Genomic DNA, 13417 nt, shown 5'->3' with positions numbered 1-13417 from the left:
GGTGAGAACAGCGGGGGGCTTACTTGCCCTTGGACTTCTTGATGTGCTCTTCCAGCTCGGCGAAGCTCGGGCGCTCGGTCGAGTACAGCACCTTGCGGCCGAATTCGACCGCCAGCGCCGGCGCGTAGCCGTTCAGGCTGGCCAGCAGCGTGACCTTCACGCACTGGAACATCTTCGAGGATTCGTCGAGCTTCTGCTCGAGCAGGTTGGCGAGCGGGCCGACGAAGCCGTAGGCCAGCAGGATGCCGAGGAAGGTGCCGACCAGCGCCTTGGCGATCAGGATGCCCAGCTCGGCCGGCGGGATGCCCACCGATTCCATGGTGTGCACCACGCCCATCACCGCCGCCACGATACCGAAGGCCGGCAAGCCGTCGCCGAGCTTGGCGATCACGTGGGCCGGCACCGCGCCCTCGTGGTGGTGGGTCTCGATCTCGTTGTCCATCAGGTTCTCGATCTGGAAGGCGTCCATGTTGCCCGAGACCATCAGGCGCAGGTAGTCGGCCATGAATTCGACGATGTGATGGTCGGCCAGCACCAGCGGATACTTCGAGAACAGCGGGCTCGCCTCGGGCGCCTCGATGTCGCCCTCGATCGACATCAGGCCCTCCTTGCGCACCTTGGAGAGGACGTCGAACAGCAGCGACATCAGCTCCATGTACATTTCCTTGGTATACGCGGAGCTCTTGAACACGGAAGGCAGCGCCTTCATGGTGGCCTTGATGGCCTTGTTGTTGTTACCGACAAAGAATGCGCCCACGGCTGCGCCGCCGATCATCAGCAGTTCGATCGGCTGGAACAGCACGGCCGCGTGACCGCCGGCCATGACGAAGCCGCCGAACACCGAGGCACAGACAATGACGTAACCAATAATAACTAACAAGACACTGCTCCAGAGGAAAAACCAGCGGGCCGGGCGGTTCGGACTTCAGGGAAATTCGTATCCCAGAAAAAACATTTACGCAGGGAACTACAATAGCTGGAACAATAGCGGGAGAATGGCCTGTGGGCAAGTAAAAGTGCCGGGAATGTCGCCTAAAAGTGCCATATGTAGAGAGTTCGACCAGTCTGCGGCACATGGACCGTGGCGCTTGCTGCGCTTTCGGCAATGGCGAATTCATAACTCATCAGCATGCTGCCGGGGCGCATCTCGCGCCGCGCCTTGCGCCACAGGGCCGTCATCGCGGCCGGCGACAGGTAGGCGAACACCGCGTCGTAGTCGGCGAAATCGAGCGACTCGTAGTCACCGCGCAGGAACACGGCGCGGCTGCCCGTGAAGCGCGCCCGCAGCCAGCTGGCCAGCCAGGGCAAGGGCGCCAGCTCGATGCCGGTCGCCCGCACATCGGGCCGGCGCCGCGCCAGGTACAGCACCAGGCCGCCCAGCCCGCTGCCGATGTCGATCACCGATACCGGCCGGTCCGCGGAGAGCTGGGCAGCCACCGCTTCCCAGGCCGCCCGCCCCGATGGGTAGTAAGGCACCTGGGTGCGGAAGGTCGACCAGTACAGCACCAGCATGAACAGGAACACGGCCAGGAACAGCCAGGGCGGGACCTCGAACTGGCTGGCGCCGAGCACGGCCAGCGGGAACAGCAGCCCGATCGCCAGCCACCAGCGCGCCAGGCGCCGCCAGGCGGTCAGCGCGGCGGCGCACACGCCCTGCACCAGAGCGGCGCTCAGGTAGCCGGGATGGGCGCCGGCGCGCGCCAGCAGGAATACGACCAGCAGCGTCAGCGGGAAGGCGGCCAGCTGGCACAGCAGTGCCTGGACGGACGGCGCGCGCAGGAGGCGTTGGAGAGTCACTGCGCCCTCCCCGCCGCTAACCGCATCATGCGGAAGAGGAAAGCGTTCAGGCGTCGGGCTGCGCGTCCGCCAGGCGGGCGGCGGCATCCTTGGCCTTGCGCGTCTTGCCGGCGCGCGAAGGCATGTGGCACAGGCCGCACAGGTAGTCGCTGTTGAGGTCGAGGGTATCGACGACGAACTTGCCCTTGCACTTGCCGCAGGGCGTCAAGCGCAGCATGCCGCTCTGGAAAAAGCGCACCAGGGTCCAGGCGCGGGTCAGCGAGAGCAGCGGCTCTTCGCCGGGCGCGGCCGGCATCTGTTCGAGGTAGAGTTTATAGGCCTTCATCACGGCCTGGATACCGGTAGCGCCGGCGTTCTCGACCAGGAAATTGTGGATGTTGATGAACAGCGAGGAATGGATGTTCGGCTGCCAGGTCAGGAACCAGTCGGTGGAGAAAGGCAACATGCCCTTCGGCGGCGAGACGCCGCGCAGTTCCTTGTACAGCTTGATGAGGCGCTCGCGGGACAGCGATACCTCGGTCTCGAGCAGCTGGAGGCGTGCGCCCAGCTGGATCAATTCGATGGCAAGCTGGATTTCTTGCGCTTCAGATACGACGCTTTTTTTGCTCATCCTGCAACTCCTGCTTCAGTCCGGCTATCCTACACTATCGAACCGAAGCAGAGGCAAGCTTTTAGGCAATTTCTTCGGCAGGCTGTCCAGCCATCAGGATCGCGGCGTGCGACTGGGCCAGGGCGCGGTCCTTGCTGTGGCTGGTGAGCATCGACAGGATCGCGGTATCGTCGAAGCGGAAGCGGGCCAGCATCATGTTGCCGCCGGCAAGCTTCAGGATCTGGGCGTTGCTCATGCCTTCGATCAGGTCGGCGATGTCGGCCGAGATGCCGAGGCGGAAAATCGCGGTGACCTTGTCGGCGCGGATCATCTGCTGCGCGAGCATCAGGTAGCTCAGGTTCGCGTCGCGGATTTCAGCCATCATGTCGTTTGCAGTCATTTTCCACTCTCCGTTGTTTGATCCTGGCGTGATTGTGTTGCCAGTGAGATAGATTCTGACTGTAGAGAAACATTTGGGGAATCGGACGGACACTGTATTTTGCGTCCGGCAAAGGCGAGATTATCCGTAGGAGTTTGTCTGACAAACCCGCTCGGATGGGGGATGCGCTCCTATGAAAAAGGAGGCTGGCGATGTGTTGCGAGGCTTGCCGTTTTGCAGCTCGGAGCAAACCCGGCGGAAGCATCATGTGTTGGTTTACGTCAACCAAATCGGGAACTTTAGGGTGGTTCTGAAATTTTTTTCAGTCCCGCTTCCTGCCCTTCTGTTCCTTTAACGGCAGCGTTTCGGACAACTTTAGGGTGTTTGGAAAATATTTTTGAAAATCTTTCGGACGCCCTTTTGCTGCCTCTGCATCCTTTACGGCGGACTCGGCGGGAACTTTAGGGTCGAAGGCGACATTTTTTTGAAAAAAGTCGAAAAAAGTTCGTGGGCGTCGCAAATTGCACGAAAAAGATAGCAAAGCGACATTTTTCCAGCGTCTCCCGACGCCCTTTTCTTGCTACACTGCCCGCCGAATGCCTGTCTGGCCTATACAACTGCTGACGGTCGACCAGCCTGGTCATGCCGGCCGTCACCCAACTAGTCAACTATGAGCGAACTCACCATTACCCGCGCCGCCTGCCTCGCACGCGACGCCCGGGACCCGCTGGCGCCGCTGCGCCAGCGCTTCGACCTGCCTGCCGGCGTCATCTACCTCGACGGCAACTCCCTCGGCGCGCGCCCGCGCGCCGCGCTGCAGCGCGCCCAGGAGGTGGTCGCGCGCGAATGGGGCCAGGACCTGATCAAGAGCTGGAACACGGCCGGCTGGTTCGACCTGCCCAAGCGCCTCGGCGCACGCCTGGCGCCGCTGGTCGGCGCCGCCCCTGATGAAGTGGTGGTCACCGACAGCACTTCGCTCAATTTGTTTAAGGCCCTGGCCGCCGCCGTGCGCATCCAGGCCCTGGGCACGGCCGCGAACCGCCGCGTCATCGTCACCGAGCGCAGCAACTTCCCGACCGATATCTACATGGCCGAAGGCCTGACCAGCTGGCTGGAGCGCGGCTACAGCGTGCGCCTGGTCGATTCCGTGGAAGAACTGCCGGCCGCGATCGACGCCAACTGCGCCGTCGTCATGCTGACCCACGTGAACTACCGCACCGGCTACCAGCACGACATGGCCGCCCTCACCCGCCACGCCCACCAGAACGGCGCCCTGGTCGTCTGGGACCTGGCGCACTCGGCCGGCGCAGTGCCGGTCGACCTGAACGGCGCCGAGGCGGACTTTGCCGTCGGCTGCACCTATAAGTACCTGAACGGCGGCCCGGGTTCCCCGGCCTTCATCTGGGTGCCGCGGCGCCACCAGGCGCAGTTCAGCCATCCGCTGTCGGGCTGGTGGGGCCATGCCCAGCCGTTCGCGATGGCGCACGGGTTCGCGCCCGTCGACGGCATCGGCCGCGCCCTGTGCGGCACCCAGCCGGTGGTCTCGCTGGCGATGGTCGAGTGCGGCCTGGAAGTGTTCGAGGAGACGACGATGGAGGCGATCCGCGCCAAGTCGCTGCAGCTGACCGACCTCTTCATCGAACTGGTCGAGTCGCGCTGCGCCGCGCATCCGCTGGGCCTGGTGACGCCGCGCGAGCACGCGCGCCGCGGCAGCCAGGTCAGCTTCACCCATCCGCACGGCTATGCGGTGATGCAGGCCCTGATCGAGCGCGGCGTGATCGGCGACTACCGCGAACCCGAGATCATGCGCTTCGGCTTCACTCCGCTGTACACCAGCTTCGCGGACGTGTGGGACGCCGTCGAGATCCTGAAGGACATCCTCGACCGCGAAGACTACGATGTGGCCGCCGAACGCGGCGCCGTGACCTGAGAACACCATGAGCGAACAAGCGAACAAGCCCGCCGAATGGCACGGCGCCAAGATGGACTTCAAGGAGTCGATGAGCTACGGCGACTACCTGGGCCTGGACCAGATCCTGTCGGCCCAGCACCCGCTCTCGCCGAACCACAACGAGATGCTGTTCATCATCCAGCACCAGACCAGCGAATTGTGGGTCAAGCTGATGCTGCACGAGCTGCAGGCCGTGCGCGCCCAACTGCGCGCCGGCAAACTGGACCCGGCCTTCAAGATGCTGGCGCGCGTCGCCCGCATCATGGACCAGCTGGTGCACGCCTGGGACGTATTGGCCACCATGACGCCCTCCGAATACACGGCGATCCGGCCCTACCTCGGCGCCTCATCCGGCTTCCAGTCGCACCAGTACCGCGCGCTCGAATTCATCCTCGGGAACAAGAACCCGAACCTGCTCGCCGTGCACGAGAAGAACCCGCCGGCGCATGCCATCCTCGAACGCGAACTGCACACCCCGTCCGTCTACGACGAATCGGTGATGCTGCTGGCGCGCAGCGGCTTCGCGATCGCGCCGGAACGCCTGAGCCGCGACTGCACGATGCCGACCGAAGCCGACGAATCCGTGAAGGCGGCCTGGCTGGCGGTCTACCAGGAGCCGGACAAGCACTGGGGCCTGTACGAACTGGCCGAGAAGCTGGTCGACCTCGAGACCGCCTTCCGCTTCTGGCGCTTCCGCCACGTGACCACGGTCGAGCGCATCATCGGCTTCAAGACCGGCACCGGCGGCACGGCCGGCGTGAGCTACCTGCGCAAGATGCTCGACGTGGTGCTGTTCCCCGAGCTGTTCGCGCTGCGCACGGCGCTGTAGTCGTACTTCGCGGCGGTGCTGCACGGCGCCGGGCCGCCCGGCGCGCGCGTAGAATGGCCGGAACGACAACGGAACGAACCGAGGAAGCGCCATGGATTGCGACGTCCTGACTCTCGCCGGCCTGTGGAACTCCGGGCCGCAGCACTGGCAAACGCTGTGGGAAGCGCGCCATCCGCGCTTGCGGCGCGTCGAGCACCGCGACTGGAACAATCCGCAGCGCGACGAATGGGTGGCCGAACTCGACGCCGCCGTCGGCGCCTGCCAGGGCGCGCCGGTGCTGGTCGCGCACAGCCTGGGCTGCATGCTGGCGGCGCACTGGGCCGCATCAGGGTCGCCGCTGCGGGCGGCCGGCGCCCTGCTGGTCGCGCCGGCCGACGTCGAGGCCCCGTCCTACCCGATCGCCACCAACGGCTTCGCCCCGGCGCCGATGACGGCACTGCCCTTTCCCTGCCTGGTCGTGGCCAGCACCGACGATCCTTTCGTCAGCCGCGAACGGGCGCGCGTCTTTGCCGGGGCCTGGGGCGCGCGCTTCGTCGAGATCGGCGCAGCCGGCCACGTGAACGCCGACAGCGGCTACGGCGACTGGCCGGAAGGCGAGCGGCTGCTGCTGGACTTCTGCGCCGGGCTGCGCGACGCCTGAGCGCCTTGCCCAGGCGCGTGTTGTGTGCGCTGCACCATGGGGTATGATGCCCTCACTGCCGCACACACCCGTCAGCCTATGGTAGCTTCCACCCCGCTCCTTGCCCGCCCGCTGTCGCTCTACCTCGACTGCTGCCGCCTGCTGGCGGCGCTGCTGGTGGTCGCCAGCCACTACGGCCCGTTCGGCGTGATCACGCGCGGCGCCGACGCCTGGGTGCCGGACCTCGGCCGCGAGGCGGTGATGATCTTCTTCGTGCTCTCCGGCTTCGTCATCGCCTATACCACCGAGCAGAAGAACCAGTCGCTGCGCGCCTACTGCCTGGCGCGCTGCACGCGCATCTATTCGGTCGCCCTGCCGGTGCTGCTGCTGTCCTTCCTCGGCGCCGGCCTGCTGGTCGCGCTCGGGGAGGCGGATCCGGAGCGCTTCTACCAGCTCGCCAAGCCCTGGCTGTACCTGCCGCTGCACCTGTTGTTCATGGGCGAGCTGTGGACGATCAGCGAGACCCCGCCCCTGCTCGCGCCCTACTGGTCGCTCGGTTTCGAAGTCTGGTACTACGTGCTGTTCGGCGCCCTGTTCTACCTGCGCGGCGCGCGCCGGCTGGTGGTCGGCGGCTCGCTGCTCCTGCTGGTCGGCCCGAAACTCTGGCTGTTGCTGCCGGTCTGGGCCAGCGGCGTGCTGCTCTACCACTGGCAGAAAACCCATGCCCTCGCGCGCCGCCTGGCACTGCTCGGCTGGCTGGCGACGCTGGCCCTGCTGGCCGCCTTCAAGCTGTCCGGCCTCGACACCGGACTGCGCGAACTGGCGCGCGCGACCTGGCCCTTCCCCGCGGTACCCCTGAAGAGCGCCGACCGCTACCTGGCCGACTACCTGGTCTGCCTGCTGGTGCTGGCCAACTTCTGGTGCGCCAAGCACGCCGGCTTCACGGCGCTGCTGCGCTTCGAACGGCCGATCCGGGCGCTGTCCGCCTATACCTTCACCCTCTACCTGGTGCACGCGCTGGTGATCGGCCTGTGGCTGGGGCTGTACGCGCACGATCCGGCCAGCGGCGCCGACGTCGCGCTGCTGAGCGTGGTCATCGTGCTGGCGACCTGGGGACTCGGGCAGTTGACCGAACATCGCAGGCACTGGTTCCAGGCGGGGTTCGAGCGCCTGGCGGCACGCGTGCGGCCGGCGCCGGCACGGTGGTGACAACGCGGCGGCGCTGCGCACACGCATGAAAAAGCCGGGCACGCGGCCCGGCTTGGTCAGGATGATGCCTGATTACTTCGTTGCCAGCAGCATCTCGTTGAGACGCTTCACGAACGCCGCTGGATCCGTCAGGCTGCCGCCTTCGGCCAGCATGGCCTGGTCGAACAGGATGTGCGACCAGTCGGCGAAGCGCGTGCTCTCCGCGTCCTCGTACTTCAGGCGCGTGACCAACGGGTGGTTCGGGTTGATCTCGAGGATGGGCTTGGATTCCGGCGCGTTCTGGCCGGCCGCCTTCAGCATGCGCACCAGGTTGGCCGACAGCTCGTGCTCGTCCGCCACCAGGCAGGCCGGCGAATCGGTCAGGCGGAACGTGACGCGCACGTCCTTGGCCTTGTCCGCCAGCGCGCCCTTCATCTTCTCGACCAGTTCCTTGTACTGGGTCTCGGTCTCTTCGTGCTCCTTTTTCTCGGCCTCGTCTTCCAGCTTGCCGAGATCCAGGCCGCCCTTGGCCACCGACACCAGTTCCTTGCCCTCGAATTCGGTCAGGAAGGACAGCATCCACTCGTCGACGCGGTCGGTCAGCAGCAGCACTTCGACGCCCTTCTTGCGGAAGATTTCCAGGTGCGGGCTATTCTTCGCGGCGGTGTAGCTGTCGGCGGTGACGTAGTAGATCTTGTCCTGGCCTTCCTTCATGCGGCCCACGTAGTCCTCGAACGAGACGGTCTGCTCGCTCGATTCGTTCTGGGTCGAGGCGAAGCGCAGCAGCTTGGCGATGCGGTCCTTGTTGGTCGCGTCCTCGCCGATGCCCTCTTTCAGCACCTGGCCGAATTCGGTCCAGAAGGTGGCGTACTTGTCCTTGCCTTCCTGCTCCTCGCTGTTCGCCATTTCCTCCAGCATGCCCAGCACGCGCTTGGTCGAGCCTTCGCGGATCACCTTGACGTCGCGCGACTCCTGCAGGATCTCGCGCGAGACGTTCAGCGGCAGGTCGTTCGAGTCGATCACGCCCTTCACGAAGCGCAGGTAGACCGGCATCAGCTGCTCGGCGTCGTCCATGATGAAGACGCGTTTCACGTACAGCTTGATGCCGCCGCGCTTGTTGCGGTCCCACAGGTCGAACGGCGCGTGGCTCGGCACGTACAGCAGCTGGGTGTATTCGCTGCGGCCCTCGACGCGGTTGTGGGTGTGGGTCAGCGGTTCCTGGAAGTCGTGCGAGACGTGCTTGTAGAACTCGTCGTACTGTTCCTTGGTGATGTCCGATTTGCTGCGGGCCCACAGGGCGCTGGCCTGGTTGACGGTCTCGACCTCGTCCTTCAGCACGGTGGCCTTCTTCTCCTCGTCCCACTCTTCCTTCTGCATCACGATCGGCAGCGAGATGTGGTCCGAGTACTTGCGGATGATCGACTTCAGCTTCCAGCTCGACAGCAGTTCCTCTTCGCCTGCGCGCAGGTGCAGGATCACGTCGGTGCCGCGGCCGGTTTTCTCGATCGATTCGACGCTGTAGTCGCCTTCGCCGGTCGACTCCCAGCGCACGCCTTCATCGGCGGCGGCGCCGGCGCGGCGGGTCTCGACGGTGATTTTCTCGGCGACGATGAAGCCCGAGTAGAAGCCGACACCGAACTGGCCGATCAGGGCCGCGTCCTGCTTCTGGTCGCCCGAGAGCTTGCTGAAGAATTCCTTGGTGCCCGACTTGGCGATGGTGCCCAGGTGCGAGATCACTTCGTCGCGGCTCATGCCGATGCCGTTGTCCGAGATCGTGATCGTCTTCGCGTCCTTGTCGAAGCTGACGCGTATCTTCAGCTCGTGGTCGTTGCCGTACAGGGCGTCGTTGTTGATCGCCTCGAAGCGCAGCTTGTCGGCGGCGTCGGACGCGTTGGAGATGAGTTCGCGCAGGAAGATTTCCTTGTTCGAATACAAGGAGTGGATCATCAGTTGCAGCAGTTGTTTTACTTCTGCCTGGAAGCCAAGGGTCTCTTTTTCGGCGACAGCCATCTTATTCCTCGTTGGTGATACAGGTTGGTTGAAGGGATGGCAGCAAATATTGGGTTGCCGACATCGATTTCAAGAGGGTCTTTTATACAAGAAACTTTGCAAGGCCTGCAACACGGTAGCGCGCACGGCGCGGCTACCGGCATCTCATGAGCCGCGCACCGGCAGGCCCACCGGCGCCTGCCCCGCCAGCATGCGCCGCGCCACCAGGTGCACGGCCAGGGCGCAGCCCAGCGCCAGGCCGAAGGCGGCGCCGACGCCGCCCGCGCGCAACTGCATCGCCAGCGTGACGCAGAACACGGAAAAGCCGAAATACCCGGCCACCATGCCGCGCAGGAGCGCGACTGCGCTGCCACGCCCGGCGCCGGCGTGGGCAAAACCCACCAGCACCGTGCTCATCACCGGGAACATCGCGAAGAAGCCGGAGAGGCGCGCGCCCAGGTGCGCGGCGCCGGCCGTGACGAGCAGCACCAGCACGGCCGCGGCCAGCATGCGCCAGCCCAGGTCCTTGCGCCGGCTGCCGCCGCCATCCGCGGGCACGGCCGGGAACAGGCGCCCGGCCAGCAGCAAGGCGCACCAGACGAGGGCGAAGGCCAGGCCCAGCGGCAGGCGCAGCGCCTGCAGCGCCCCCACCGCCAGCCCATAGGCAAGCAAGGCCAGCAGCATGGAGCCGGCCACGCCGTAGCGGACGCAGGCCCAGGCATAGGCGAGGCTGAAGACGAGGATTGCCACCACGGCCAGCAGGGTGCCCTCGGCCGCGCTGGCGGCAAACGAAGCGCCCTGTTCGAGCGTCAGGGTCAGCAGGATCGGCCCGGCCACGATGGGAAAGGCGGACAGCCAGCCGGCCACGCCCGGCCCCCAGCGCCGTCCGGCCAGGGTGACGAGCCAGATCAGCAGGGGAACCAGGAAAAGCTTGAGCGCAAGTACCGCAGTCATGATCTGTGTCCCCTTCTGTCGTTCGCCTTCTGGCAATTTCTTTATGATAACACCAAGGGGAATTTTGTTGCCAATGTGACATTTGGTGGATATTGCGCCTTTGCCTTGACCTATACTCGGCAGCTTCACGACCAGCATGCGACCGATGACACCCTCCATTCCCGACCCGTCCATGGCTTTTCCGCGTGCGCTCGCACCGCTGGCGATGCGGATCGCCGCGGAGCTCGCGCCGGATGCGCGGCAAGGTGCGCTCGGCGCTTTCGACGTGTGTGTCGATGGCGAGATCCTGGCGATCCCGGTCCGCGTGTACTACCTGCCGGCGCGCCTGATGCAGGCCATCGAGGCGCCGGGCGACGCCGGCCTGGTCGCCCTCTGCCTCGGCACGCGCCACCACGACGGCTTCGTGCGCGAGGCCTGCCTGGCGCGCCTGCTGGACGCGCGGCGCGACTGGATCGTGCCCTTCGTGGTGCAACTGGTCGGCGAGTACATCCCCCAGATCGTGCGCCGCATCGAGGACGCCCTGCCCGGCCTCGACCACGCGGCCTATGGCCGCTTCCTGCTGGAGAATCCGCGCTTCTTCGCCCGCACCGAAAGGCGCGTGATCAGCTATGGCTACACTTACCTGGCGGCCGGCTACCCGGACCTTCGCGACCATCCCGGCACGCGCACGATCGCCGCGTTCAGGCGGATGCGCGCTGCCGCCGCCGTTTCTTCCGATGGCGCGCAAGCTCGTACCACGTGAGCGCAAGAACGCCCCAGAACCAGAGCAGCGACAGGACGAGGCCGAACCAGGAACTCGCGCGCACGCCCTGGATCAGGACCGCCTCGCCCTGGCCGTCGTGGTAGACGGTGACCTCGGCGCCTGGCGGGAAGCGTTCGACCAGCTTCTTCGCCTGGACCGCGCTGTAGCCGGATGTCGCCTCGATCCGGTGCGCGACCCAGGTCCGGCCGCCGGCCCGGTAGCTGTAGCCGATCGCCGGCATCTTGCCTCCCTTGCCGTGCGCGCGCAGTTCCGCATGGCTGATCCGGCCGGGGGCCGCCTGCCAGCCGAGACTGGCCCGGCCGCGCACGATTTCGCCGGCGCATTCCACGAATTTCCACACCGGCAGCGCGCAGACGGCCAGCCAGATGACCAATGCCATGGCAAGGCCCAGCCAGGCGAGCGGGCGCCGCCAGGGATGGTCAGTCGACGAGGATGGCAAGCGGGCACTCCGTTTTCGGATAAAGAAGCCTCCGATTATGTCATAAGAGCAACATCATTGACCAACCTCGGCCGCGAGATTGTGTCTTTCACAGCTGGCAAGTCGTACAATACCGGTCTCATTCACCGCAACAGGAACATCCATGTCCGTCTACGACAAGCTGAAGGAACTGAACATCACCCTGCAACCGGCCGCCGCTCCCGCCGCCGCCTACGTCATGTACGTCCAGACCGGCAACCTGGTCTTCATCTCGGGCCACATCGCCAAGAACGCCGACGGCTCGGTCAACGTCGGCCAGCTGGGCAAGGACAAGACCACCCTTGATGGCCAAGCCGCCGCCCGCGCCATCGCCATCGACCTGATGGGCACCCTGCAGGATGCCTGCGGCGGCGACCTGAACCGCGTGAAGCGCATCGTCAAGCTGATGAGCCTGGTGAACTCGACCCCGGACTTCACCGAGCAGCACCTGGTCACCAACGGCGCCTCGGAACTGTTCGGCGAAGTCTTCGGCGACGCCGGCAAGCACGCCCGTTCGGCCTTCGGCGTGGCCCAGATCCCGCGCGGCGCCTGCGTCGAGATCGAGGCGATCGTCGAAATCGCCTGAGCGTTTCGATCCAAGAAGCACGTTTGATCACAGGCCCGGCCTACCCGGCCGGGTCTTTTTACAACCGCCTACCAGGCGCGCGTACATTAACAGCCGCGCACCAGCGGCAGTCCTTCCAGTGAGACAAGCATGAAAATCGAGAATCCCAATCCCATCCAGTGGCAGTTTTCGGAACGCGCGCAGCAGCTGCAAAGCTCGTTCATCCGCGAGATCCTGAAGATCACCCAGCGTCCGGAGATCATCTCCTTCGCCGGCGGCCTGCCTTCGCCCGCGACCTTCCCGGTCGAGCGCATGAAGGAAGCCTATGACCGCGTGCTGACCAACGCCGGCAAGGTGGCGCTGCAGTACGGCCCGACCGACGGTTACGGCCCGCTGAAGGAATGGATCGCGAACTCGCTGTCCACGGAAGGCACGACGATCCTGCCCGAGCAGATCCTGATGGTGTCGGGCTCGCAGCAGGCCCTCGATTTGATCGGCAAGGTCCTGATCGACGAAGGCAGCCGCGTGCTGGTGGAGACCCCGAGCTACCTGGGCGCGCTGCAGGCCTTCTCGGTCTACCGTCCGGAGTTCGGCTCGGTGACCACCGACGACCACGGCCTGGTGCCCTCCTCCATCGAACCCGTGGCCGAGGGAGCGCGCCTGCTGTATTCGCTGCCGAACTTCCAGAACCCGACCGGCCGCACGCTGTCGATCGAGCGCCGCCGCGAACTGGTCGAGACCTGCGCCCGCCTCGGCCTGCCGCTGATCGAGGACGATCCCTACGGCGCGCTGTCGTACAAGGGCGAGCCGATGCCGAAGATGGTGGCGATGAACCCGGACGGCGTGATCTACATGGGTTCGTTCTCGAAGGTGCTGACCCCGGGCATCCGCCTCGGCTACGTCTGCGCCCCGCTGCCGCTGGTGCGCCGCCTCGAGCTGGCCAAGCAGGCGGCCGACCTGCACACCGCCCAGCTGACCCAGATGGTGGTGCACGACGTGGTCAAGGACGGCTTCCTCGACCAGCACATCCCGACCATCCGCACCCTGTACGGCAACCAGTGCCAGGCGATGCTGGACGCGATGGACGAGCACTTCCCGGCCGGCGTGAGCTGGACCCGTCCGGAAGGCGGCATGTTCATCTGGGTCACCCTGCCGCAGCACATCGACGCCATGAAGCTGCTGGACCAGGCGATCGCGGCCCGCGTCGCGTTTGTCCCGGGCGCGCCCTTCTATGCCAACGATCCGGAGACCAACACCCTGCGCCTGTCTTTCGTGACGGTGCCGCCGGAACGCAACGCTGGCGAACGATCCACGGGTGATCGATACCTACCTGTATT

General features: G+C 65.5%; 14 protein-coding genes. 7 read left to right on the top strand and 7 right to left on the bottom strand.

Annotated features, from left to right (window positions below; genetic code table 11):
* Nucleotides 1-19 precede the first annotated feature (19 nt).
* The 4 genes from motA to flhD form a co-directional block, all read right to left on the bottom strand.
* Nucleotides 20-880 (bottom strand): flagellar motor stator protein MotA, encoded by an 861-nt coding sequence (gene motA / locus RT688_RS05550; RefSeq protein WP_313703854.1) that lies wholly within the window; start codon nucleotides 878-880, stop codon nucleotides 20-22.
* Between the two features lie 152 nt (nucleotides 881-1032).
* On the bottom strand, nucleotides 1033-1797 hold the full coding sequence (locus RT688_RS05545; RefSeq protein WP_313703853.1) for a class I SAM-dependent methyltransferase: 765 nt from the start codon (nucleotides 1795-1797) through the stop codon (nucleotides 1033-1035).
* Between the two features lie 46 nt (nucleotides 1798-1843).
* The gene (flhC, locus tag RT688_RS05540; protein ID WP_313703852.1) at nucleotides 1844-2407 is read right to left on the bottom strand and encodes a flagellar transcriptional regulator FlhC; all 564 of its coding nucleotides are present in this window, start codon (nucleotides 2405-2407) and stop codon (nucleotides 1844-1846) included.
* A gap of 61 nt (nucleotides 2408-2468) precedes the next feature.
* Nucleotides 2469-2786, bottom strand: a complete 318-nt coding sequence (flhD, locus tag RT688_RS05535) for a flagellar transcriptional regulator FlhD (protein ID WP_047826184.1) — start codon at nucleotides 2784-2786, stop codon at nucleotides 2469-2471.
* A 649-nt stretch (nucleotides 2787-3435) separates the two neighbouring features.
* Between flhD and kynU the strand changes: the two genes are divergently transcribed.
* The 4 genes from kynU (at nucleotide 3436) to RT688_RS05515 (ending at nucleotide 7373) form a co-directional block, all read left to right on the top strand.
* On the top strand, nucleotides 3436-4695 hold the full coding sequence (gene kynU, locus RT688_RS05530) for a kynureninase (protein WP_313703851.1): 1260 nt from the start codon (nucleotides 3436-3438) through the stop codon (nucleotides 4693-4695).
* A gap of 7 nt (nucleotides 4696-4702) precedes the next feature.
* A complete protein-coding gene (kynA, locus tag RT688_RS05525; RefSeq protein WP_313703850.1) occupies nucleotides 4703-5545 on the top strand; it encodes a tryptophan 2,3-dioxygenase in 843 nt (280 codons plus the stop codon).
* A gap of 91 nt (nucleotides 5546-5636) precedes the next feature.
* Entirely contained in the window at nucleotides 5637-6185 is a 549-nt protein-coding gene (locus tag RT688_RS05520) for an alpha/beta hydrolase (RefSeq protein ID WP_313703849.1), read from the top strand.
* 78 nt (nucleotides 6186-6263) lie between these two features.
* Complete coding sequence (locus tag RT688_RS05515) at nucleotides 6264-7373, top strand: acyltransferase (RefSeq protein ID WP_313703848.1); 1110 nt, start codon at nucleotides 6264-6266, stop codon at nucleotides 7371-7373.
* 72 nt (nucleotides 7374-7445) lie between these two features.
* On the opposite strand, the gene htpG is transcribed toward RT688_RS05515, so the two are convergent.
* Both htpG and RT688_RS05505 read right to left on the bottom strand, forming a co-directional pair.
* Nucleotides 7446-9362, bottom strand: a complete 1917-nt coding sequence (gene htpG, locus RT688_RS05510) for a molecular chaperone HtpG (protein ID WP_313703847.1) — start codon at nucleotides 9360-9362, stop codon at nucleotides 7446-7448.
* 144 nt (nucleotides 9363-9506) lie between these two features.
* A complete protein-coding gene (locus RT688_RS05505; protein ID WP_313703846.1) occupies nucleotides 9507-10295 on the bottom strand; it encodes a hypothetical protein in 789 nt (262 codons plus the stop codon).
* Between the two features lie 172 nt (nucleotides 10296-10467).
* Here RT688_RS05505 and RT688_RS05500 point away from each other — a divergent pair, with 172 nt between their 5' ends.
* Entirely contained in the window at nucleotides 10468-11037 is a 570-nt protein-coding gene (locus tag RT688_RS05500; protein WP_313703845.1) for a hypothetical protein, read from the top strand.
* Here RT688_RS05500 and RT688_RS05495 read toward each other — a convergent pair.
* Nucleotides 10976-11437 (bottom strand): DUF3592 domain-containing protein, encoded by a 462-nt coding sequence (locus tag RT688_RS05495; RefSeq protein ID WP_313703844.1) that lies wholly within the window; start codon nucleotides 11435-11437, stop codon nucleotides 10976-10978. The genes RT688_RS05500 and RT688_RS05495 overlap by 62 nt on opposite strands.
* 202 nt (nucleotides 11438-11639) lie before the next feature.
* Here RT688_RS05495 and RT688_RS05490 point away from each other — a divergent pair, with 202 nt between their 5' ends.
* A complete protein-coding gene (locus RT688_RS05490; RefSeq protein WP_313703843.1) occupies nucleotides 11640-12101 on the top strand; it encodes a RidA family protein in 462 nt (153 codons plus the stop codon).
* 129 nt (nucleotides 12102-12230) lie between these two features.
* On the top strand, nucleotides 12231-13417 hold a 1187-nt coding region (locus RT688_RS05485), incomplete at its 3' end, for a PLP-dependent aminotransferase family protein (protein ID WP_313703842.1).

It is taken from the genome of Massilia sp., assembly GCF_032106685.1.
Lineage (GTDB): Bacteria > Pseudomonadota > Gammaproteobacteria > Burkholderiales > Burkholderiaceae_D > Telluria.
The sequence above is the reverse complement of the archived record's forward strand: the minus strand, read 5'-3'. Positions and strand labels throughout refer to the sequence as shown.